At 44.8% G+C, this 23,865-nt stretch carries 21 protein-coding genes and 2 pseudogenes; 7 read left to right on the forward strand and 16 right to left on the reverse strand.

Annotation, left to right across the window (positions count from 1 at the left end):
* Window positions 1-227: 227 nt before the first annotated feature.
* Window positions 228-1,844 (reverse strand): response regulator transcription factor, encoded by a 1,617-nt coding sequence (locus tag L0M14_RS18510; RefSeq protein ID WP_235118103.1) that lies wholly within the window; start codon window positions 1,842-1,844, stop codon window positions 228-230.
* 120 nt (window positions 1,845-1,964) lie between these two features.
* Between L0M14_RS18510 and L0M14_RS18515 the strand changes: the two genes are divergently transcribed.
* From L0M14_RS18515 to L0M14_RS18535, 5 genes are all read left to right on the forward strand, one after another.
* On the forward strand, window positions 1,965-3,794 hold the full coding sequence (locus L0M14_RS18515) for a sensor histidine kinase (protein WP_235118104.1): 1,830 nt from the start codon (window positions 1,965-1,967) through the stop codon (window positions 3,792-3,794).
* A 153-nt stretch (window positions 3,795-3,947) separates the two neighbouring features.
* On the forward strand, window positions 3,948-4,097 hold the full coding sequence (locus L0M14_RS18520) for a hypothetical protein (RefSeq protein ID WP_235118105.1): 150 nt from the start codon (window positions 3,948-3,950) through the stop codon (window positions 4,095-4,097).
* Window positions 4,098-4,180: 83 nt separating this feature from the next.
* Entirely contained in the window at window positions 4,181-5,227 is a 1,047-nt protein-coding gene (locus tag L0M14_RS18525; RefSeq protein ID WP_235118106.1) for an ABC transporter substrate-binding protein, read from the forward strand.
* An 84-nt stretch (window positions 5,228-5,311) separates the two neighbouring features.
* Window positions 5,312-6,205, forward strand: coding sequence for a carbohydrate ABC transporter permease (locus L0M14_RS18530; RefSeq protein ID WP_235118107.1), 894 nt, complete (start codon window positions 5,312-5,314; stop codon window positions 6,203-6,205).
* The gene (locus tag L0M14_RS18535) at window positions 6,202-7,062 is read left to right on the forward strand and encodes a carbohydrate ABC transporter permease (RefSeq protein ID WP_235118108.1); all 861 of its coding nucleotides are present in this window, start codon (window positions 6,202-6,204) and stop codon (window positions 7,060-7,062) included. The genes L0M14_RS18530 and L0M14_RS18535 overlap by 4 nt, the downstream gene beginning before the upstream one ends.
* Window positions 7,063-7,339: 277 nt before the next feature.
* Here L0M14_RS18535 and L0M14_RS18540 read toward each other — a convergent pair.
* Window positions 7,340-7,553: pseudogene (locus L0M14_RS18540) on the reverse strand (GIY-YIG nuclease family protein); the annotation flags it as partial.
* 670 nt (window positions 7,554-8,223) lie between these two features.
* Between L0M14_RS18540 and L0M14_RS18545 the strand changes: the two are divergent.
* Window positions 8,224-8,880: a GGDEF domain-containing protein gene (locus L0M14_RS18545; protein WP_235118109.1), complete on the forward strand. Its 657-nt coding sequence runs from the start codon at window positions 8,224-8,226 to the stop codon at window positions 8,878-8,880.
* 75 nt (window positions 8,881-8,955) lie between these two features.
* Here the strand turns inward: L0M14_RS18545 and L0M14_RS18550 are convergent.
* The 5 genes and pseudogenes from L0M14_RS18550 to L0M14_RS18570 form a co-directional block, all read right to left on the reverse strand.
* Window positions 8,956-9,497, reverse strand: a pseudogene (locus tag L0M14_RS18550) (PhnE/PtxC family ABC transporter permease); the annotation flags it as partial.
* A gap of 172 nt (window positions 9,498-9,669) precedes the next feature.
* Entirely contained in the window at window positions 9,670-10,326 is a 657-nt protein-coding gene (locus L0M14_RS18555) for an EAL domain-containing protein (RefSeq protein ID WP_235118110.1), read from the reverse strand.
* The gene (locus L0M14_RS18560) at window positions 10,326-11,474 is read right to left on the reverse strand and encodes a GGDEF domain-containing protein (RefSeq protein WP_235118111.1); all 1,149 of its coding nucleotides are present in this window, start codon (window positions 11,472-11,474) and stop codon (window positions 10,326-10,328) included. Before L0M14_RS18560 ends, L0M14_RS18555 begins: the two co-directional genes overlap by 1 nt.
* 669 nt (window positions 11,475-12,143) lie before the next feature.
* Window positions 12,144-13,532, reverse strand: coding sequence for an S-layer homology domain-containing protein (locus L0M14_RS18565; RefSeq protein ID WP_235118112.1), 1,389 nt, complete (start codon window positions 13,530-13,532; stop codon window positions 12,144-12,146).
* 145 nt (window positions 13,533-13,677) lie between these two features.
* Window positions 13,678-14,796 carry a PepSY-associated TM helix domain-containing protein gene (locus L0M14_RS18570; RefSeq protein ID WP_235118113.1) on the reverse strand — a complete coding sequence of 373 codons (1,119 nt, stop codon included), beginning with the start codon at window positions 14,794-14,796 and terminating at the stop codon, window positions 13,678-13,680.
* A gap of 447 nt (window positions 14,797-15,243) precedes the next feature.
* On the opposite strand from L0M14_RS18570, the gene L0M14_RS18575 reads away from it, so the two are divergent.
* Window positions 15,244-16,683, forward strand: a complete 1,440-nt coding sequence (locus L0M14_RS18575) for a transposase (RefSeq protein WP_235118114.1) — start codon at window positions 15,244-15,246, stop codon at window positions 16,681-16,683.
* 58 nt (window positions 16,684-16,741) lie between these two features.
* Here the strand turns inward: L0M14_RS18575 and L0M14_RS18580 are convergent, their stop codons facing one another.
* The 9 genes from L0M14_RS18580 to mdcA form a co-directional block, all read right to left on the reverse strand.
* Window positions 16,742-17,146 (reverse strand): hypothetical protein, encoded by a 405-nt coding sequence (locus L0M14_RS18580; RefSeq protein WP_235118115.1) that lies wholly within the window; start codon window positions 17,144-17,146, stop codon window positions 16,742-16,744.
* A 67-nt stretch (window positions 17,147-17,213) separates the two neighbouring features.
* The gene (locus L0M14_RS18585) at window positions 17,214-17,681 is read right to left on the reverse strand and encodes a GNAT family N-acetyltransferase (RefSeq protein WP_235118116.1); all 468 of its coding nucleotides are present in this window, start codon (window positions 17,679-17,681) and stop codon (window positions 17,214-17,216) included.
* Window positions 17,682-17,743: 62 nt separating this feature from the next.
* On the reverse strand, window positions 17,744-18,364 hold the full coding sequence (locus L0M14_RS18590) for an acyltransferase domain-containing protein (protein WP_235118117.1): 621 nt from the start codon (window positions 18,362-18,364) through the stop codon (window positions 17,744-17,746).
* Window positions 18,365-18,401: 37 nt separating this feature from the next.
* Complete coding sequence (locus L0M14_RS18595; protein WP_235118118.1) at window positions 18,402-18,683, reverse strand: ACP S-malonyltransferase; 282 nt, start codon at window positions 18,681-18,683, stop codon at window positions 18,402-18,404.
* 13 nt (window positions 18,684-18,696) lie between these two features.
* Complete coding sequence (locus L0M14_RS18600) at window positions 18,697-19,323, reverse strand: malonate decarboxylase holo-ACP synthase (RefSeq protein WP_235118119.1); 627 nt, start codon at window positions 19,321-19,323, stop codon at window positions 18,697-18,699.
* Window positions 19,314-21,029, reverse strand: a complete 1,716-nt coding sequence (locus L0M14_RS18605) for a biotin-independent malonate decarboxylase subunit beta (RefSeq protein WP_235118120.1) — start codon at window positions 21,027-21,029, stop codon at window positions 19,314-19,316. The genes L0M14_RS18600 and L0M14_RS18605 overlap by 10 nt, the downstream gene beginning before the upstream one ends.
* Complete coding sequence (locus L0M14_RS18610; RefSeq protein WP_235118121.1) at window positions 21,026-21,319, reverse strand: malonate decarboxylase subunit delta; 294 nt, start codon at window positions 21,317-21,319, stop codon at window positions 21,026-21,028. Before L0M14_RS18610 ends, L0M14_RS18605 begins: the two co-directional genes overlap by 4 nt.
* Window positions 21,320-21,347: 28 nt before the next feature.
* Complete coding sequence (locus tag L0M14_RS18615) at window positions 21,348-22,187, reverse strand: triphosphoribosyl-dephospho-CoA synthase (RefSeq protein WP_235118122.1); 840 nt, start codon at window positions 22,185-22,187, stop codon at window positions 21,348-21,350.
* Window positions 22,188-22,196: 9 nt separating this feature from the next.
* Window positions 22,197-23,855 (reverse strand): malonate decarboxylase subunit alpha, encoded by a 1,659-nt coding sequence (mdcA, locus tag L0M14_RS18620; RefSeq protein ID WP_235118123.1) that lies wholly within the window; start codon window positions 23,853-23,855, stop codon window positions 22,197-22,199.
* Window positions 23,856-23,865: the final 10 nt, after the last annotated feature.

Below are 23,865 nucleotides of genomic sequence, written 5' to 3' on the forward strand. Positions count from 1 at the left end.
GGGGATTCTCCGAGGTTGTACCCTTTTAGGTAGCATTGCCTTTATATTATCAATTGATTTGCGCAAACGTTTGCGCATTCACTACTCGACAAATATATCACACCAATATTGTCAAAGTAAGGTGAATTTTGTCACATATTATTATTTAATTGTGAATTTTCTTTGGATTTGCCTACAAAAGTGAACAGTATAACAAAAAATGCTAACCACCTGCCCGCAGCAAGTGGCTAGCAATCAATCTGTAATTCCGACGGTCCAATCAGATTTCGCGTCTTTCTATATTCGCTGGGTGTAGTGCCCGTTACATTCTTGAAAGCACGGTTAAAAGAACTGGGATTTTCGTATCCAACTAAATAGCCGACCTCGTATACTTTGACATCCGGTTCCGCAAGCAGCTTTTTTGCGGCTTGAATACGGACCTCAAGCAAATACTCTAGGAAATTCCTCCCGGTCTCTTGTTTAAAATAGTTACTAAAATAGTTCGGATTCAGATTGACCTGAGCGGCAACAGTTTGAAGCGTGATGTTGTGCTGATAATTCTTCTGAATGATTTCTTTGGATTTCATGATGATTCGATTATCTTTCTTAAGCTGTTCCTCCTGCATAAGAAGAATAAGTCCATGCAAACCCTCATTCAGTTGCTCTTTCAAGGTTTGAACCGTTACAGCGTGTTCGATGATAGACAGCAAATCAAAGCGGGGCTCTTTCACTGCGGCCGAAGCAACTTCTGGATGCAGCACATAAAGCTTGCGCACTTGATTCGTTAACCCTCCCTTAAACTGGGATGGTTCTACCCGATTATCCGCTAGCCTTGTAATCATACTGTTTAGTATAGCTAGGGCTTTTGAAGCATTGGGCGCATCAATCGCTTGAAATAACGACTGAGTATATTCGATAATGTCTAGCTCCTGAAACTGGCTATAAAGGGAAGGCTCATCCTTGCTGTACATATAAATTTTTCCGGTACCTTCATAAAATGCTCGTTGTAAACAAGAGTACGCTTCTTGATAAGCCAGAGGGGAATAACTCAGCTGCTGAAAAGTTTGACTTATGCCAGTAGTAAAAGCGGAGGCGGTATACAACTTCATCTGTTCCGAAAACCATGTAAAAGGAGTTGGATCGACATCGCTTCGTGCAGAATCAAGAGGAGCAAGAATCGTCATTTGTTCATTTTGCATACTAAAGTGCCAACTTTCAAGCCATGAAATTTCCCCAGATAAAGTATAAATCCATTGCTCCCAATCCAAGGAAGAGAGACTTTGCTTCGCATCGCTCTTATCCAGCTTGATAACAGCAATGATAAATGAAGCTGCTTCATTCAATCCAAATTCGGATACGCGCTGCACAAGAGCATGTGGATCTTGAAAGCGATTAACGACCAAATCCCAGAGCAAACGCTCTTTTCTTAAAAAGCGGCTTTCTTTTGCGCTTCGCTTGAGATTTTCTAGCTGTTGAGCCCGCAAGCTTTCAATATGTTTAGCCGACTCCATACGGTCCAATTGTTCAACCAAATCGCGCTTATTCAGAGGTTTTAACAAATAATCCCGAACGCCGGCCTTTAAGCATTCTTTGACATATGGCAACTCATCATAGCCGCTGATCACGATGGTCTTGACGGGGAGTTTCATCTCCGAAATCGTGTGGACTAGTTTAATTCCGTCCATAACGGGCATCTTGATATCGGTAATCAGGAGGTCTGGCTTCCATTCGATAACGCGTTCGAGAGCCGCTTTACCATCGGAAGCCCTAGAATCGATCTCATACCCTCGATCCAAGCCATCGAGGATGGCATGAATGCCTGCACGAATTGTTTTGTCATCGTCAACGATTACAATTTTCAGCATAATAACCTCTCCAGACTCTTAGCTATTTTCAAGTTACATAAGTAAGAATTTGTAGTTCCTATACAACTCTTGCCATGCTAGAATAAGACAATCTATCTTATGGAAAACGGAGGTTTAAAGATGATCCACCTTCATGATCCTCATGCAGGATCCACTCGATGTAAATACCTGCATTTTCGGAATTTCCCCATTGCGGTCAAGCTGTATACCGGCTTTTTTTTCGTTTTCGCCATTATGATCGCGCTTTCATGGATGACATATTCAAATTTCAAGACAGATAAGCAGAAGAATACGCTGGACGTGGTTCAGCGCTTGAACTCACAGACAGTTAACAAAATGGATGAAACAGTAAACAGTTTGATCGCCATGACGAAGGTTCCGATGATTTGGGAAAATGGAGCTCACTCCAAGCTTTTTAATTATATCGATGAATCGAATCGGACGGGACACTTTGATTTCAATTTTCAATATGCCCTTTCGAATGAAGCGAGTAAGTATATGATTACCAATAAGAACGTGGAATCTTTTGTCATCTATAATCGCAATGGAGTTGGAATCATGTACATTGAAGGAAAATGGATCACGGATCCCAACGTACATGAATCAAATGCAAAGACTTGGTATGATGCCTCTTTGCGTGATTATAAAACTCCAATTATTTTCCCGTCCTATCGGGTTGACAACACGTCGGTCCCTTCCAAGCCTTATTACTTATTTGGTGTTTCCAGAGGCATTTACAAGCTGGAATCCGCTGAAACCATAGGCGTTGTGATGGTTACTAGCCGCATGGACTATTTGCTGCAGTTGGGTGAAGAAATGAAGAGTGTGAACAATAACAGGGTTCTGCTGCTCGATGAAAAGAATCGGATTATGGCTGACAAGGATACAGCAAATATCGGAAAGCCCGTCTCCCCCATCATAGCTGCTAAGCTTGAGGATCGTTCCAGCGAAATGTCTAAAGAAATTAAGCTGGATGGCGTTACTTATTTATTTAGTTATGCCACTTCGCAGCTTACCGGATGGACGGTTGTGAATATGATTCCTTTGAACGAATTGTACAAGAACATTAATCACTTGGCAATGACGACCTTCTTAACCACAGCATCGCTGCTTTTGATCATGATCGTATTCACTGTCTTCTTCTCAAGAAGTATTGTCAAGCCAGTTCAAAAACTGATTCGCTTAATGAGATTGGTAGAAAACGGTGACTTCAACAAGGAAATTACGTTGCCGCAAGAAGATGAGATTGGCCAGTTAGCCCGTACCTTTAACCATATGTCTGGCAGAATCCAACACCTAATTAATGAAATTTCATTGGAGAAGATTACTCAAAAAGAGATGGAGCTTCAGATGTTAAAATCGCAAATAAATCCTCATTTTCTGTACAACACATTGGAATCGATACGAATGGTTGCGGAGTCGCGTAAGGCTCCAGATGCCGCAGATATGGCTTTCTCTTTAGGTCAGCTTTTGAGGTACAGCATTGGCCATATAAGTGATCTAGTATCCGTCCGGGAAGAAATTTATCATTTGGAGCAGTACATGTTGTTGCAAAAAGTCCGATTCGATGACGTTTTTACGATCTCCTTGGATATTCGCGAGGAAATGATGGATATGGGCATGTTGAAAATTATTTTGCAGCCCCTTGTTGAAAATGCGATTTATCATGGAATAAGTAATCGTTCGAGCGGTGGGATTGTCGAGGTAAGAGGATATAGCGATGGCGATAACCTGATCTTTGAGGTCTGCGATAACGGCCAAGGCATGGCTGAAGAAACAGCGGCCGCTTTGAATCGATCTTTCCGAGATCCTAAAATTAGGGGGACGGGAATCGGTTTGTACAACGTAAATAAACGCATTCAACTCTTTTATGGAAGCAAATATGGGCTTGAAATCATCAGTACCCTTGGAGTGGGGACAAATATCATGGTGTGCATTCCTATCCGTTGACTTGTTTGTATCATTTATCGTGAAACCGCAAAAATTTGGCCCTATCTGTAGAATTGTAAAGAAATCTTTATCGCTGTCATGTTGCACATAGAAAAGTTTCGTTACAATAACGATAGGATGCATCCAAGCGATAAAACATTAGGGGGACTCACATTGAAACAAAAATTAGCCATGATTACCGCCGCAATTACCGCTATGGCTCTTGTAGCGGGATGCTCAAGCGAAGCGGATTCAACAAGCACAAGCGCTAGCCCGGCAGCACAATCGGGAACTTCGGCATTATCGGGGAAATTACTTTTCTGACTCACCGTACGGACCTTGCAGATACAACCCTAACCGATATTGCTAAAGAATTTATGGATCAACATCCAGGTGTAAAAATTAATGTGGAAGCCAGTAAAGGCGATGATGTGTTGAAAACGCAAATCGCAGCGAATGAACTGCCTGATATTATGTTTGTCCCGAACGGATTGGGCATAACTAGAAAAGATTATCCTACCTACTTCGTGCCTATTGACGAACTCGGTTATACGAAAGATAACTTCTGGTATTACGATAATGGAACAGGACCTGATAAAAAGCTCTACACGCTTTCGATCGGGGTAAACTACCAAGGCTTTATCTACAATAAAAACGCTTTCAAATCAGCTGGAATTGATAAAACACCAACAACCATGGATGAATTCTTGGCTGACGCAGAGAAATTGAAGGCCAAAGGCATTACACCGGTTGCCTCCAACTTTAAAGATATTTGGCCGCTTGGCAACTATGCGGATGGAGCCTACTCCAATGATCTTACCGGATTGAAAAACTATCAAAATACATTGCTTACAAAAGATCTCTTTAACAGCGACCCCGGCGGACTGTTGGACGGAATTAAATTCCTTAAAAATCTTTCAGACAAAGGCTATCTGGAAAAAGATCTGATGTCCACCAATTGGGATGCATCTAAACGTGATTTGGCCCAAGGAAAAGTTGGCATGATGTTCTTAGGCACTTGGCTTCCATCGCAGATCGTGCAAAATGGCGCGAAGCCGGAAGATCTCGGCATGTTTCCTGTACCGGGAGCTAAAGCGTTGGTCGGTTCTGCAGATATCATGTACGGTGTAACGAAAAACTCGAAGCATCCGGATGTTGCTAAAGCGTTCGTTAAATTCATGTGGGACAATGGCAATATGCCGAAAAGAGTGGGCATGATACCTGCGAATAAAGACTACCAAGCGGATCAGCCTTTCTTGAAAGAATTGTTCGCCTACAACCTTCCAATCGTTGAGTGGGAAGCTCTAACCCCTGAATATCAAGAATTGATCAACAAGGCTCAAATCGATACAAAGAAAGCAGCACAAGAATACGTCCTATCCAAAAACCCGCAAGAAGTGGTTGATAAGTATAATAAAATGTGGAATGATGCGCGCACAGCGCTTGGCAAATAAACTAGTATGCAAGAGCCGATTATGGTGACCCTAATCGGCTTTCTTCAGTCATTATTCTGGTAAAAAAGGGGGTGGGTTGCCACAATGATGCAGAATATGAACGATAACCTAGAGAGAAGACTGACGATTGTTTTATTCCTGGCACTTCCTCTCATCGTACTGCTCGTTTTTTCCTATTATCCTGCAGTGAAATTGTTCCAGATTAGTTTAACGGATTGGGATGGTCTAAAGCCTACATATAATTTCATTGGATTGGCAAATTACAAAGAGATTATCAGTCAAAATACCGCTTGGAAAACGTTGGTAAACAACTTGGCTTACGTCATCATATCGGTAATCCAAACATTTCTCGGTTTGTATTTCGCAATTTTGCTGGATTCCAATATTCGGGCAAAGCGCTTCTTTCGTTCTTTTCTTTTCATGCCTTACATTTTGAACGGAGTCGCAGTTGCGTATATGTTCAGTTATTTGTATAACTTTGAAGATGGACCGATCAATATTCTATTGAGGTCGATTGGTCTAGGAGACTATTCCATTCACTTCTTGTCCAACACGTGGTCTGCCAACATGTCGCTAGCGTTCATGGGGTTATGGCAAAACACAGGCTTAGCCATGGTAATTTTTCTCGGAGCGCTGCAATCGATCCCGAAAGATTTGTACGAATCAGCGAGTATGGATGGGGCGAATTTTTTCGATAAAGTGCGCTTTATTACCATTCCAAGCATGAAATTAGTCGTACAAATTAATTTGTTCTTAAGCTTAAACGGCGCCTTGCAGGCCTTTTTCCAGCCTTTTATTATGACTAAAGGCGGTCCAGGCGACCGCACGCAAACTTTTGCTTCCATGGCGTATTACACAGCCTTTAATTTTCACAACTTCGGATTAGCTTCCGCACTGGGAATCTTCCTCCTGGCTATTGTTCTTATCGTGCTTCTCATTCAGAATATTGTGATTCGCGGGGGAGGTGAAGAGTCGTGAAGCGTCGATATTTCGAATCAGGCCTTGTCGTAAATCACCCGGTGCTCCGCTTATTTAATTATTCGCTCCTGCTGCTCTTCGTGATCATGGTGGTCACCCCGATATTGATTGTGTTTCTAGCTTCTTTTAAGTCCAATCAAGAATATATGTATTCCCATGTCTGGGATTTGCCCAAAAGCTTCTTGAATTTCGAAAACTTCTCCATCTATTGGAAGCGTGGAAAGATGCTGCTAGGATTTAAGAACGTGGGAATCCTTATTCTTGTAGCTTTATTTACAAGCATATTTATGGGAACGATGGTGGCCTTCGTGGTTACCCGGTTTCAATTCAGATTTAGGAAATTGCTGCTTGGGATGTATGTGTTTGCTGCCGTGCTGCCCAGCACTACAACGGCGATTGCAACCTTTACAATTATCAAAAGCCTGCATCTCTACAATACGCTAACCGCTGGACTCGTGTTGTACTCGGCTGCTGGAGTTCTTGATATTTATATGTTTATGCAATTCATGTACAAGATTCCGACCGAATTGGATCAAAGCGCGCGAGTCGAGGGCGCCTCATACTGGCGTGTCTATTGGTCTCTTATTTTACCATTGATGCGTCCAGCCATCGCCACAATCAGTATTTTGAAGGTTGTCGGCATTTATAACGATTTTTTCGTTCCAACCGTTTACATGCCTTCATCCAAGTTATCTACGATTACGAGCGGCTTGATGCTGTTCACCCAAGATCGCTTATCCCAGTGGAACGTTCTTTCTGCTGGTATTATCGCTGTTCTGCTTCCAACCCTGATTATTTATCTACTGGCGCAAAGATTCATTATCTCTGGGGTTACGGACGGTGCTGTGAAATCTTAAGCTATCTGGGGTACGTAATTCTGTATTATTATTCGCGATTCTATTTCCAGGAGAAAAATAAACCTGCCGTTACCCCATTTGGGTTTAGGCAGGTTTCATCTTTTCACCGCTTCGCTATATAAATTCATGATAAAGCTTCATCAGCGCCCGCTTCTCAATTCGCGACACATCTAACAGTTTATTTGAAGTCCCAAGACTTTTAAACGTTACCAATGTGATTCAAAAAAAGCAATATGCAATGACCTATCTGGGTGACAATTGCTTATTGCTTTATCATTTATTTGAATAAAACCTTGTCTACGTCGTATTTGGCCCTGTATGTTATTCACGATATAGGTTTCGTAGATTTCTCTTTCAACCGGGTCTTCAACTACACTAACCTCAATCTTTGTTACTTCATTTCTATTGTTTTTAATAGGTGAGACGGTATCCTCAAAATGCTTTTTTATTCTTCGGCGCAGCTTCCTAGCTTTACCGACAAACAATAATTCAGTAACGAGGCCCGCGTTCACTTCAAGCCATTGATCAAAATCCTCCCCTTGTCATCTTCGTAAGTATGGGATTTCATTGACTATCCACAAAAAAACAAGAATATACATTCTTATTTCTTCAATGTTTGCAATCAATAACAAGCTATAATAGACAAGCATAACCAGCTTGTGGTGGAACGCTCCCCTCCGTAAGGAGGTGGCGGTATGGATACTTTCCAGACGATCATGTCGTTTATCGCGTTCCGGACATTTCTTCTGGCTCTTTTGACTTATAGCAAAAACGAAAGTAACCCACCCAAGTTGACTTCAGCCAGGTAGTGGGTTATTTTTTTCCTACATACACTTGGAGGGTAGCCCCATCCAAACTGTTATGCAAAGAGACGAGTAGCGCACGTCTCTATTGTTATTCTTATCGTAATACGAGTGGATCATACCTTCAAGACCTTAAACCAATCTACCGCTTCGCCTTTAAAGCTCATGATACAGCTTCGTAAGCGCCCTTTTCTCTACTGGTGACACATAGGCTCCGCGAAAAGAAACCATACTGATTGATGCTGCATCTGTAGATGGAAATTATTGTTGACTTATCACATGGTCCCCACTACTGTATATTAGATAATAAACTATAAACATTGAAACTGGTTCCACTCCGACCGCAGTGAGGTGCATCGTGAAATACCGAGGAAGAATCATAACGGCTTGCCTGATTTTACCGATTCACACGGCTTACATTATTTATTATTACATCCGTGATGGCCGCGTGGATATTGCAGACCTCTCCGCCTATCCGCTCTTTATTATTATTGCCTACTGGGCTGGCCTTCAATATGACAAAGCGGTCTATTATTCCAATATGGATGCACTAACCAATCTTTATAATCGTCGATTCATCATAAGCGCGTTTGGAAAAATTAAATCTCAAGTTCAGCGAGTAAAAAGTCGTATGTTCCTCCTCCTCATCGACTGTGATAAATTCAAGGAGATTAATGATACATACGGACATGCCAAAGGGGATGCGGTACTGGCCTCCATCGCGAAAACCCTAACCGCGTCCACTCGTCCACGTGATCTCATCGCACGTTGGGGTGGAGACGAATTCGTTATTATCGGTCACTACAAAGACGAAGAAAAAGTTCTCCAAGTCATTTTGAACCTGTTGGAAACACAGCTATTGGAGGTTGCAGACAAGTTCGACTTCCCCGTCACTGTCTCGATTGGAACTGCGATCTTCCCTGATGACGGACAAGATTTGGACCAACTGCTGCGGATCGCTGATGAGAACATGTACACCTGCAAGCGGGTTAAAAAAACTGATTTTCACCCCTAATCTTCTAACCATGCGAAAAATAAACCTGCCGTTACCCAATCGGGATAATGACAGGTTTTATTTTCTACTAGTCCCTTAGTGATTCACTCTTAATGTCTTTTTGATTCTCGAAGCGATCATTTCAAGGATGACGGCGAAAGCGAGGATAAAGTACGTAATGGAACCAATTTCCCTCACATCATAATAGAAGGATCCGGCCATAAACATATCGTAGCCGATCCCCCGGCTCCAGCTGCCGCTCCCATGGCTACAGCAACTGCAAAGTTGATCTCAAAGCGCATAAACGTCCAGGAGATCAAGTAGGTGGCGCTTGAAGGGATAACGGCTTGGAAGACGATTTGCCACCAATTGGCGCCGCTCGCTTTTAACGCTTCAATGACCCCTTTATCCAGCTCTTCGAAGGACTCCGAATACGCTTTAACCAAATAGCTAACGGAGTGGAACGTCATCCCGATAACCGCTGCGACACTGCCAAGTCCTGCAGCAACGGCAAAAATTAACACCCATAGTACTGTAGGCACAGCTCGTATGAAGGAAACGCCAGCTTTAATCACTACCGAGAATTTGGGATTCGAGAGATTACGGGCCGCTAATAAACCAAGGAACAAGGCGATAAGCATATGTAAACTCCGGTAACCAAAAATAGCAGTGCATTGAGTTTCCCTCTGGAGCCTGTACTAAAAATAAAAGAAAAGGAAGAACTCCACGAGTCCTCCCTTTTAGCTTTCTATTAAACTCCACTTCATTCATCTCTTCGCCTTATATAACTCATGATACAGCTTCATACGCTCATACAAGGGACTTACGGCTAAGTAAAAGACCTATTTCCTCTGGGGAAGAGGGGCGGTGAAAGTAAAAACCTTGCCCGATATCACAGCCGTATTGCTGGAGTATACTCAACTCCTGCAATTGTTCGATGCCTTCACAGATGACTTGTAAGTTCATACTGTGGCCGATATCGATGATAAGCTTGACTATTGAATCAGAGGGGGTGTCGGCTGTTAATTCCTGTGTAAATGACCGATCAATCTTAAGAAAATCCGCGGGTAGGTGCCGCAAAATACTGAGTGAAGAGTAACCCGTTCCGAAGTCATCAATCGAAATTTTCACCCCTTTGCTCCGGAGTTCACTAAGTATTGAGATCGATTCGCTCAGGTTCTGCATCATACTCTCCGTGACTTCCAACTCCAAGAAAGCGGGGTCGAAATCCACCTCATCCAGGATTTCTAGGACCCTCGAGGAAAAATTTGGCGATTTAAACTGGCGGATCGAGATATTAATAGCTATCGTTAGATTGGGATTTCCATCGCACTGCCAGTAACGCGCCTGCCTGCATGCCTCCCCAAGGATCCATTCGCCCAGTTCAACGATAACACCGGTCTGTTCGGCTAGCGGGATGAAGACGGATGGCTCGATCGACCCTAGTTCCGAATGTGTCCAACGCATCAACGCCTCCAACCCCTAATTCTCCCCGTGCTTATCTCCACCAGCGGCTGGTAGTGAACGATTATCTCCCCCTTACTCACTGCGCTCCGGAGATCGTTCTCAAGCTTTACTTGACGTAGCAACTCTGTGCTCCTAATAGCGGAGAAGAAACGAAACCCATTTTTCTCACTGCGCTTAACACTGTACATCGCCTTGTCGGCGTATTGGATCAGTGTTTCAGCATCGTGCGCATCTTCGGGATACAGGCTGATGCCGATACTTGGTGTCGTATAGAACTGCTTTTGATATATCCAAAATGGATTGCGGAACGAGCGGATGAGCCGCTCCGCCAATGTTTCGATCTCCTCCTGCTGCTTGTAGGAGAGTAGCAGTATGAATTCGTCTCCAGAATAGCGGGAAATGAAGCAAGAATGGCCGACCGTTTCGTTAAGACGTCTTGCTACGTCCTGCAACATCTGGTCTCCCGCATTGTGACCCATCATGTCGTTGACGTTCTTAAAGTGGTCGAGGTCTAGAAACATAACGGCCAGTGGCGTTTCTTTGGACAACTCCGTATCCATACGCTCCTTGAGCAATTCTCGGTTTGGAAGCTTAGTAAGCGTATCGTAGTAGGCGATATTTTCAAGCTCGCCAAACGCTTGATTGAGCTGCAGGTTTAACTCTACATTGATCGAGTTCTCTTCTTTCAAGTTCCGGAAGTAAAAAGCCAGAAGCGAATAGAGGATCATATTTACGATGACACCGACCATCATAGTACGAATCATCTCCACCGGCTCTTCGCTCCAATAAATTGGAGTGATATATAGATAAAATCCCGCGGCGAAGAACGTTGGTAAGGACGATGGCAGCAGAAATGCAAGAAGGACAAGCGATAGGTACATGACACTGACCAACTTATCAAACGATAATTCGGGCAGTGCGTTGAAGAATGCGAGATAAGCGATTGCCGCTAGCACGTACTTATAAGGGATCGATTTGACAAGGATTGAGGCAAAGATGAAACCAGTAAAGGAGAGGGCAAGGACAAGACCTCGCGAACTGTTAACGGAGCTGATCATATTCATAGTAAGAGAAAACGCAGAGAGCAGGATGACTATATTCGGCGCAATATGCATAATGCGTTTCGTCCAAGTCTTTGGCAGTTTCATCGATCGTACACCTCATCGACTAGAATTAATTTACTTTTTTCAACATTCCACACAAAAATTGTTTCTCCTTCTTTATTCGATCATTTAGGCTTAATAGTATCTATTCTAAACCAGTATGTTAGTAAGAAAGGGCATCAGTAACTGAGGGGTTATAAATCCAGGTGCCTTATAAAGCCCACAGCAAACAATCCAGGGTAGACCGAATCATACTCAAGTAAACACAGCTGCGTCTAATTTTCTCGATTTTAAAAGTCGGCTCACTTCCAAAAGTGTTAGTTTAAATACAACGGTGGATTTCACTAAATATGTAAGAATGTCAAACAGATCACCAATCTCTGCCCAAAGGACAGGTTAAATGGCGATCTTCTAATAAGAGGTTATATTTCCATAATTCGGGTTTTTATCCAACTAGAGCAGTGTGCACCGTTTGTGTTTAAAAACACAAAAAGAGAACTCATTGGAGTCCTCTAAGACTGTTGATAAACTGGAATGAAGAGCTCAGTAGTTTTCGGAGAAGCGTAGCGGTCGACTTTGACAGTTTTGTTATCACCCTATAAGGCTTTTATTTCAATGAAATAACAAAATGTCAACAGCGATCGGAGAAAAGCTACTGAAGTTCGTAATGGAACCTAGTTGATCAACAAACTCAGAGAACTCATTCGAGTCCTCTTATAAATCTCTTATAGTTATTTCACCTGCTTCATCGCTTCGCCTTATAAACTCATGATAAAGCTTCATCAGCGACCGCTTCTCAATGCGCGATACATAGCTCCGAGAGCTCCCCAGCTCCTTCGCGATCTCCCTCTGCGTGACAGGCAACTTTGCTCGAACTTCGAACTTCCCGTAAGTCCAGTCGCCTTTCATTTGGGAAGTCAGCTTACCCGATGTGTAGTCGTGACCCGAGTGAGATTCTTTTTTTGCCTCCAGAACAAGTACGTTTTTGTCGCCGTCTTTCTCAATGCTTGCCGGTTTATCGTTAACCGTCACACCAGCAGCCCCTACCTTCAAATGACCAATCGTGCCGTTGTTCACGATTTTGGAGCCACCCGCCGCTTCTCCAATATGTAATTCCTTCACTGTAGCACCTGAAGCTACTTCCACAATAGACGGATCTGTGACCTCGACGATGTCAGCCGAAGAATTCTCGTTTAAAGCAAGCCTCACAAGATGATTCTTCTTGCTCAAGAGCACTCGAGACAGATTCGACTTATGAAATATGACGGAATGCGTCCCGCCTCCATGAACAAATGTGTCACCTGAAACCGTAATGTTACTAAAGGTGGCCTCCCCTTCGCCTACTCCTTCTGTAACATAAAGATTCCCATCAATTTTCATATCTTGAAGTGCCGTACCTGGGCGATTAATGATCACATTCCCTTTGATTTCCTTCGTTTTGAGATCGCCGTAATCCGGGCTCATCCAGACAATCATCCGATTCAGCAACTCGACGGTTTCAGCACGCGTCATAGCACGCTTTGGATGCAAATTGTGATCTTCATCCCCAGTTACATATCCTTCCGATGTTAAACTGGCCATGGCTGATTTGGCATAATCATCAATATCTACAGCATCATGGAAACCAGAAATCGAATCCTGGGCTCGACTGCCAATTTGAAAGGCCCGAGTAAGCAAAAGCACGGCATCTTGACGCAGAATCGGCTCATCGGGAAGGAACCTCCCGTCCGGATACCCTTCGATCAACCCAGCCTGAGTGGCTTTGGATACGGAATCCATGTACCAATCAGATGGTTTTACATCCGAAAACGAGGATGTGCCATTACCCGCAAACCGAAACACTCGGTTCAGAAATGTGACAAATTCAGCACGTGTTACCGGCTCATTTGGGTGAAACTTTTGATCGTCGTAACCGGTTACAATATGAGCCTGTGCAAATTTCACGACAGCATCATTCGCCCAGTGACCATTCATATCCGCGAAAGTAGCAACTACCGATGACGGCGTTTCTTCTGCAGAAGCGGCCAAGACTGGTGCTGCCGAAGAGAAGGTAGGAATAACAAGACTGAAGCTTAAGAGTATAGCACTTACTTTCCGATACACATTGACTCCTCCTAGTAACAATAGTTGGTATAGCGGGCAAAGGCGGGTTGTTTTCATTATAGGCTCGGCCCCCGACGCCAGAAATACCAAATCGTTAATCTGGATAACAAATATTCAATATGTAGCGAAGCTGGTTTCATCTTTTTTAGGCTGCCATTGGTGATTTTGCTTTTGTTTTACTGCTTCTTTTACGGGCTTGTGCTTTCAGTCGCCAAATAACGACTCCTGTAATCATTAGTACCAAAGGCATCATGCCGAATAAAAAGCTGATCAACCTCGTCGTTATTCCGCCCCATGTCGCAAAGTGGAGCCCTTTTCGCCAGGAGTTGTATGCGTTGATTAAGAGATTCGGATTGGTTTTGTACAAAATGTCACCGCTTGTTGCATCCATATACACCGTGGTGTTGCTGCCGCCTGTGCCGCTAATGCCTTCCTTCATGGCAATTTGGTAGGATTGCCCTGGTTTTTGAGGCATCATAATTTTCATAATCGAGCTTTCCGGATATGACTTATTGATGATCTCAACCACTTGCTTAAGCGGCAAGATAGCACCATCTTTTGATTTGGATTGTAAAGCGGAAGCTGGAATTTCTTCCCTTGCTTTAAATCCGACCCACCCGGGTATCGATTTTTCAAAAGCGTTCACTACGCCTGTCAGCGAGGCAATCAGCAGCACAGGTATGGTTATGATACCGATAGTTTTATGCAAACTTCTGTTGTGCATCAATTTGCCCCGGTTTCGTACGATCTTAAACCCGAGAGCAAGCTTCCGGAGCCCCGGCCACCACAAGTAAATCCCCGTAAGCAAGATAAGCAGCAGTCCGATCCCCAAATATCCGACGAACCAAGCCGCTTGCGTCTTCCCGATTACATTGATGAGCAGAAAATATCGATGCAAATTATAAATAGTCAGGAACGGCTCCCGACGCGCATCCTGTACCTTTCCGAATGGTTCCCCTGTACCGGGGTCGGCATAAATCAGTCGGCCATCTTTGCCATCCTTGGATAGGTGAACATGGTAGAAGCCGTCTTTCCTGGAGGTGTCTATCCAATCGGTCTTGTATTCGGGATTCATCGCGTTCGCTTTCTCTTGAATGACGGCTGCTCCCACATCGCCAGATGTTGGAGTTTTTTCAATCGGATACAACCAGCTTTCCAATTCTGGTTCGATCGTAATAAGGCTTCCCGTCGTGCAAGTTACAACGATGAATATTCCTAAAATCAAGCTCAGAAACAAATGAATCGTCAGTATGGCTTTTCTCATAATCAATCCCCTTTAGATGAAAATGAATATCATTATCAATAATTAAGTGCAATATAAATGATAATAATTATCACTATCACTGTCAAGAGTGTAGATCCAGAAAACTTACCTAGGAGAACATATAGTAAAGAAACCAGCAACCTCATTCGGTTGCTGGTTTCTGGCTAAACAAATAAGCGTTATTTCGTATCTGTAGCTACCGTCGTTAATGGAAGGAATGGAAATAACATGAGTTATGCAGTTGAAGTAATTTATTGGTAGTTAATCTATGTCAAAAATCTTACGTCCAACTAAAAAAACACTTGACTTTTGAAAATCACCACAATAATTGCGAAGGATACCTTAACCAAGGTGTTACTTCAAAATTACAGGTGATTTTCCAATGAAAGCGTTAAAAAACCGAAATATCGGGATTTACAATTGAGTGAATGTGCGGGCGCCCCTATCTTGCGTACCCTTTGGGAGAGGTTTGATATTTCGCTCCTCTTAACTCAGTCTGGCATGATGAAGCGTAGCGGAACGCCGTCCTGGTTGCTATGTTTTCTCTATGTGGTGGGTCTCATTTCTAATTGCTCTTCCGTTGTTCAAATGGCCGATTTGGCTCAAAAGGACTCTTTATTAAAAGTTATGTTTAAGCCATGGAAACTTGCGCAGTATACCATGAGCCGTTTTTTTACGACTTCGTTTCCATGGAAAACATTTGGTAAAAAGCGAATTGAGCGCCTTCAGCAGGATGGGCAAACAAGGCTGAAAGAAGGGGATGTCATAAATCTAGATGACACGCATTGTGCGCATCCGTATGCTAAACAACTCCCTTTTTTATCATGGCTTTTTGATCATTCTACGAAAACATATTCATGGGCGATGAATTTGGTTGTCATTCAAGCTGTCTTACAAAGTGGGCTAGAGTATCCCTTGTTCTATTCGATTTGGCATAAACCTGAAACCAAAGGTGAGGGTCTTACGAAGTTGGATCTCGCCAAGCAAATGCTCTTGATGCTGCGTGAATCCGTGAAATGCCGATTATGGGTAGCCATGGACCGTTGGTATTTGTGTAAGGATTTTTTCGTGTTCCTGGAGTCAAATCAGTTTGATTGGGTAACCAAAGCCAAGCGAAATACGGCTTTATTTCGAAGGGAAATCGAGCCTCTTACTCGAAGAGAGCGTTACGTACCGTTGACTCCCAATATGCTTATTCGAGAAGTGTTTAAGAAGCTAACAAGTCACAGAACATCAGGTCTGGTATCCATCGCAATTCCAGATATCTATATGAAACAGCCCTATACCGTAACCAATCGTAAAGGAAAACAAGTCACCAAACAAAGATATGTTCAGATTGCCGCTGTTGCCGCCATGCGTTTAAAGGAAGACGAACTCTCGATACATGTAGAATCTACGGAAGATGACGAATCCCCAGCTACATACAGAGGGGCTTATCTTCTCATTAGTAACCGCTACGATGCACCGAAGGAAGCTACACAGACGTATGTGAAACGCTGGCGTATTGAGGTGTTTTTTCGAACTGCTAAGCAGGAACTGGCTTTTGAAAAGTGCCACTCCGAATCCGAAGCGCATCACCATGCCCACTTCGAGCTATTATTTACAGCGGAGACCTTGCTGGGCGTTGCCTTATTTGAAATGAACAAAGAAAAAACGAGTGGAGATGAAGGCTGCACCCACGGCGAAATGGTCCGCAGCCTTTTCCACACTCGTTGCCAAACTCGCAAAAGAACCTACAAAGGTCATGAGCGAATCTACGTTGATTTTGACATAGAAGTGAAACGTTTTGCAAGACTTATTCGATTATTTTGGCCACAGCATTATTTAATGCTTCTTTGGGTTACACCTAAACCACAAAATTACCAAGTGTTACCACGAGGTGCATAACTCATGGAAATAATACTTGTATGGGCGTTTTCAGTATATAAACCAACATTTCCCACATTCATGTAAATGAACCACCTATCAGGCTTAAACGAATTCGATAACGCTGCTGGTCGTTCTTCTCACTTCTTACTGCTTTTTGGTATGAAGTATAAAGAAACACCAGCAATACAATCATAGAGTACAGCACTATACCTGAAACAAGGTATGTAAACGAGTTATTGTATTGTTCCATCCTCCAATAAAGGCCTTGATTTACTGTAATCTGCACTCCATTTTGTTGAAAGAATACAACTAATATCCCTAGAAGAGGAACATGTGTAACTACACGGGTATACCACTTTAGTTGGTCGGCATATTTCAGTAAACTAAAAAAATGCAATCCAGTCGCCATGACCAGAAAACCAGCTGGAAGCAACATATATCGAACCGAAGGTATAGATTCCGTCAGCGGAACCAGATTCATGATAAACATACTGAAGAAAAGAAGGCTCAAACTAAAAAAGAAAAGCATAGTCGTTCTGTGGCCGAAGTTACAGCCATTTTCTCATTGTATAGTATTGATCGGTCTGATTCGGATAGTCGTGTTTCGAAATAATTTCGTACTGAAGATTTTGATAATAGGTCACATTACTCGGGATAGACAGCCGGACTTCTAATTGAGCTTCGCCCACCCCGCTCGTTCTCGCAATATCTTCGATGTAAGCAACCATCTTCTTTCCGATACGTAATCCCCGAAAAGAAGGCAGTACAGAAACTCTGCCGATATATACATAAGCATGTTTGAAAGAATATTGTGATGACCCTGCGAATTGCCCGTTCACAGTAGCAATTATCGCTCCACCATCATTTGACATTTTGCGTCGAACATCATCGGGGGTTTCTAAAAGAGCACCTGAAGGCGGAGTCAGCTTACCTTGATACTCTTGGAAAGCTTTTTGCATAACGTCGTGAACAATCCCTGCATCTTCGTATCTGGCTTGTGTAATTTGAATATTCATATGCTGGCCCCCTTCTTTCGGCGCTCTTCAATTTGGATAGTCGGCTCGCTCAGGTTATATATTTAACTTCCATTCTCTTCACATCGTTCCCGGTTTATTACTTTGACAACAGAGTCAAGCCTTGTTTCCTCCAGCGCTATGGATCGAACGAAAGGCAAATCCTGACGAGCAAGATTTGTTAGAATATGACCGGGCGGCATTTCGACAAACAATCGGACACCAAGCTCACCCAGAAGTGTCGTAGCTTGATGCCATTGAACTGGATTCGCCACACCGCAAGCAAGATCCTTTTGAATCGCGTTCGCTGTTCGCAATAATCGTGCGTTCGTATTCGCTACATAGGGAATAGAGGGCTGCTTGAAGCTAACTTTCCTCATAGCCAGCTCTAAGTCATGGGAAACCTGATGGAGGAGCCTACAGTGGGATGGAACTGAAACACGGAGAAGCTCAGCTTTGCGCGCTCCATTCTTTCGAGCTTGAGCAAATAGGTTATGGATATGTTCCAGTTTACCGGCTACCGTGATTTGATTGGGACTGTTAACGTTAGCAAGGAATACCTCTTCTCCATTCTCGTGGGCTTTTTTAACCAAGTAACGCAATTTCTGCTCGCGAACACCAACAATGACCCCCATTCCGTAACCGAAACGAAACGAGCTCTCCATCCCTTCGGCACGCAATTTCACTAGTCCACATGCATCGCGAAATAATAGGATCCGGAAACTACAGCAGCTGCAAATGCGCCGACTGAATGTCCTGCGACGAAGTCAGGTTTTGCTCCTTCCTGTATGAGTGCACGGCCAACCGCAACTCCCGAAAAAGTAAAGCCAGCTGTACGGAAACCGTTGAGGATAAAGCTTCACAGGTATCCATCGAGAGCACGTCTTTGTCCATGATGGAAGTCGCTTCATCAAGTGTTGCCTGAATCACAGGATGGGAGGGCAATTGATGCAGCATTCCTGGACATTGCGAGCCTTGACCCGGAAACAAAAAAGCAACGCTCATCTTTAACACCTCCTTATGCGTTGATCCAAGGGTCCTGAACCAAACGAGGCCCTAGGTTCATTTTCACAAGCACGGTTCCAGTCCCTCTAGCATATTCCACTAATGAAACAGCGCCTAAAGGTGTTTCAATCTGAACATCAATTCGAATAGGGAAAGACTCATGAAATTCGATTAATTCCTTTGCAATTCTTTGCTCCACACGCTGAGGTGCGCGAATAACAACATCCAAATCACTTCCTCCGTGTGCTGTGGGCACCCCGCTGGCCAGTTCAAATCCGACACTTCCCGTTGGTCCCCACGATAAGCCATAAGCGGAATAAAACTCAGCCAATCTATCGAGTGAAGTGAGGGCTGGGATCTGGGAACGTCGCGGATTTGCCATCCATAATCGTTTCTCGACCATGTCCTCCGGCTTAACCTTTTCAATGATGGCTTCCATTGGCAAAAAGGCAGGAAACCGCTGACGGCGTGAATGCCCACGAATACCAACAGGCACCCATTCAGGCTTGGCTGCATCGCGACGGACTACCACCAAGCTTGCATGAGATAAGGAGTCACATACCCAATCTGGAATTGGGTTATCTACGATTAGCGAGCCTACCGATGAGATCCTGAGCAAATCATGCGCGTTTACTTCCATTGTTCCTCGAGTTTGTGACGAACGGCAATTGAAGCAGCTCGGTTTATCTTCGCCTCTTCAGAAAGAAGTCGGCTGCTCAAATCCGGTGACGCTTGCCGCGAAGCCGAGATGGCATCCATCAAGAGATTCTGTTTGACCTTCTCAATATCTTGGGAAGTTGGCCGATCGGCATGAAGGCCGCTTGTCAAACTATGCAGGGCCCCCAAGCTCGCAAAAGATTCGATATCGTATGCTGTAGCTGGAATCTTTTTCGCCGTTTCATCCAGCTCCTCTACGCTTCTTCGAGTCACTCTTGCAGCCGACGTCTTGGACATGACCTGCACCGAGACCCCTGGATCATTCAGCGCAACTAATCGGTTAGCTTGAAGTCCATGGGCCAAAAATGCACCAGATATTGCATTTCCAACCATAAAGGCAATCACTACATGCCCTGCGAGCCGGGCACTAGCATATGCATCCGCCGCTGCTGCACAAGCTAAATAAATCCCGAGCATTTCTTCGCGATACCCATATGCTTGACTTGGGACATCAACGATTGCAACAATCGTCCTGCGCTGTTCATCCTCATCTTCTTGCATGGCTTGCCTAACATAATGAGCAATTGTCCATCCTTCATCTAATCCCACTTCTCCGCAGCGGGCGCGATAGAAACGGTTGTTTCTATTCGGAACAACCGCGATGTAGCGTATACGCTCTTCCCCAATGATTGAGTCCGCGCAAAGCACCGATGGAGATCCTTCTTGCAGCGACTCCTGCTTCCCGGTTAAGGCTTGGAACCAGGTCCTTCCTCTACTAACGGAGTCTTCAGAATGTGTTTGCTGCCATATCGACTTTAAGTGTTGAATGTCATGATCGATGGCAGGGGGAAGAGATTTGCCCCACAAAGACCGAAGCATTTCCGGGTGAATGGTTTGCTCGGTATCGATTAAAGCAAGCCGTGCGAGAAACGGTCCTACTTGTTCACTTCGCAGCTTGTCTTGGATACTGCTTCGATAGACACTACGTATCGAACGTTGAATATCCGCAATGTCATCATCAACCAGGATATCAACCATTCCTGTTTCATAGCGCTGCACCCCGCCTACGGTTTGCCAAATCAATGCTCTGTCTCTCGAGTCCCACTCTTCCATTCCCGCTTCTTGCTCAATTACTTCTGGGCCATTCAATTGAAGCCTACCTTGCTGAGTCATGATAACCGTACTGCAGAGCCCAGCTGTAATGGACATACCCCCATAGCAGCCGATCATTCCAGCAATTACGCAAACAACCGGCTGGTACCTGCGTAAAGCTACGATAGCCGCGTGCATTTCCGCAATGGCAAGCAGACCGTAACTCCCTTCCTGCAGCCTGACCCCTCCTGTTTCAAGCAGTAACACGGCACGAGTGGGTATTCCCTTCCGATTATCTTGAATAGCCAGTTCCAAAGCTCCGGCGATTTTGGCACCGGATACTTCCCCAATGCCTCCCCCTAGGAAAGCACTCTCGATTGAGATAACAACGGCAGAATGCCCGTCTATCGTCCCTCTTCCAATGACCACTCCATCATCACTCTGTGGAACAATGCCTTGAGCCTCTAAATGAGGAGATTCCATCTTCTCGAAGGGACCTAGAAGCTCCCTGAAAGTTCCGTGGTCCATCACGGATTGGGCGCGTTCTCTTGCACTCAACTCGATAAAACTACTTCTTTCCCTAATAGGAATGGTCATAATTCCAACACCTCAATGACCTGGGCTAATCGCAAGGATACAACGCCGGGGGTCGCCCCAAAATCGTTAATCTCCATACGAGCAGCCACATTATGTTTCAAAAAGAAGCGATCCATCATGGCTTGCCACGTATCCCCAAATCCATCAGACTGCGTTCGAATATGAACCAGCGCCGTTTGTTCACTAAGTGGTTCACATAATATTTCCAAGTCTCCCGAGCCGGCTACACCTACATGAGCACGCCTAGAAATAGACTTTGTCGCATCATAACGAAGTATAAGCTTCTCCATTCTCCTTGCCTCCTCTCCAACCTTCTGATCACGATAGGATCGATAGACGATCTAGAAACAGGGTTGCTGCTAGTAAATCTGCACTTCCGCCAGGGGATACATGCCTTAAAACGAGGTCTTTGTTTAATCGCTCTAATGCTTCCCATCCGGCAATGGAAGACGCCCCTCCGAGCTCAAGCACTTTTTGTGTACCCTGCTGTACAACCAGTAACGTTTCCATACCGCCTCGATGAATGATACAGGTATCATCTAAATTCGCCATGATGGCAAGCAGCGCTTGTAATCGTGCATGGTTTTCACTCATGTTGCTCCTGCGGGAGTCTCGCAGCACGGGGAGTCCGACCTGAACAACGTGTGGAAATCCATTCATTGCTTCTCCGCGGGCACCTTTCACTCCATACTTTTGCATAGCCATGATTCCGTTGGAAGTTGATATTGGTGCTGTGCGGTCAGGAAACCGAGCTAGCGTACCTGCAGCTTCTGCAATTTGCTCCGGAGCTTCTCCACTCCCGCAAATGGCTGCCCCCGCGATGAGTAACCCTAATGCCCAAATGGCGCCACGGTGCGTATTGATGCCTCCGGTTGTCAGCAGCATGCTCTGTTCCCCGGTTCGTCCGATGCAGGCAAGCGTCTCACGCAGTTCTTGATTCGGCTCTCTGCCATAAGCCGTACTGCCCATGGCCTCGAAGCTGCTGCGCAGAGAGTCAGCCGAAGCTATCATAAGTCCTGCATGCATATCCGTATGACTGCCGGGAGATTGCAAGTCCACTAAGCCTGGCTTTGGAGTCAACTTCACTTCGTCTATAAGTGCGGCTACAGCCAGATCTCCCAGGCATAGTCCGCATTGTTCGGCACTCTTCCATATCACGGTATTCACCTACCAGCTGCGAAATTTACCAGGTGGCTGATACAGTCCATCTGACCATTCCACAAGTTCTTCCATACTTTTAGCCGCAAGCAAGGATCGCTTAGCCTCTGTCCGGCGAATCCCTAAATCCTCCGGAAAGGCGATCAGACCGTCTTTCCTTAACTGCTCGTTAAGTGCAAGATTATGATTCCTGCCTAGAGGTGTGACCCCCGCGATGGCAGCCAAGGATCGCTTGCGTTCCTCCAGATTTCGGGCCTTGTATAAATTGGCGATCCCTTCCTCTGTAATGACGTGCGTCACGTCATCGCCATAAATCATAACGGGGGCTGTCGGAAGCTTGGCTTCACGGCCAACTGCGATAGCATCCAAGGACTCGACAAATGTGGACTGGTCTCCTTTTTGAAAGGTTTCAAACATTTGAACAACCAGCTTTTTTCCACGGACGATCGGTCCCTCTTCGGAAATCATGTCCAGCCAGGCCGCAGATGAATGCCTACGCCCACGAGGATCGCTGCCCATATTGGGCGCTCCTCCGAATCCTGCCAGTCTGCCCGATGTCACGGTCGATGAGTTGCCTTCCTCATCCATCTGAAGTGTCGACCCAATAAACAAATCAACACCGTACATCCCAGCCATTTGACAATAAGCTCGGTTAGAACGGAGGCTTCCGTCTTTTCCTGTGAAGAAGATATCCGGTCTTGCTGCAATATACGCCTCCATTCCTACTTCTCCACCAAAACAGTGAATACTCTCTACCCAACCGCTCTCTATAGCAGGGATAAGGGTAGGATGCGGATTTAGTGCCCAATGCTTGCAAATTTTCCCCCTAAGGCCAAGGCTCTCTCCATAAGTAGGAAGCAATAGCTCGATAGCCGCGGTATTAAATCCGATCCCATGGTTTAACGACATCACCTGATGCCGCTCATACACCCCTCGTATCGCCATCATCGCCATCAGGATCTGCGTCTCCGAAATTTGCCTTGGATCTCGCGTAAACAAAGCTTCGAGCTGATAGGGTTTCTCCGCTACAACGATGACATCTACCCAAGATGCGGGAATGTCTACTCGGGGTAACTCGCCCACGATTTCATTGACCTGTACGATGACGATTCCATTGGAAAAAGCCGTCGCCTCAACAAGTGTCGGTGTCTCCTCCGTATTGGGTCCGGTATATAGATTACCAGCATGATCCGCTTTGTCCGCAGCAACCAAGGCGATATTCGGAATTAAATCAATAAACATCCGGCCGTACAATTCGAGATAGGTATGTATGGCGCCCACTTCAATCAAGCCATCTTCCATCATTTGAGCAATTCGTAAGCTTTGGGGTCCTGCATAGGCAAAGTCCAATTTACGCGCTATTCCTTTTTCAAAAATGTCGAGATGTTCAGGTCGGGAAATGCTGCTTATGAGCATATGCAGGTTGTTGACTTTATGGGGATCCAGTTTGGAGAGGGCGCCGGAAAGAAATGTCGCTTGCTTTTGATTGTTGCCTTCAAGGGCAACTCTATCACCTGAAGATATCAACACTTCCATGGCATCCACGATAAGCTCCGCCTGCAGAATAGAACCTCGCAACCATGGTTTCACTAAGCTCATACGGCGATTTTTTTCATCTCGCCTTTTCGTCCATTTGTGTTCTACTTGTACATGTTCCACCACATTCATAACCTCCATG

The organism is Paenibacillus hexagrammi, assembly GCF_021513275.1.
In the GTDB taxonomy this organism is placed as follows: Bacteria; Bacillota; Bacilli; order Paenibacillales; family NBRC-103111; genus Paenibacillus_E; species Paenibacillus_E hexagrammi.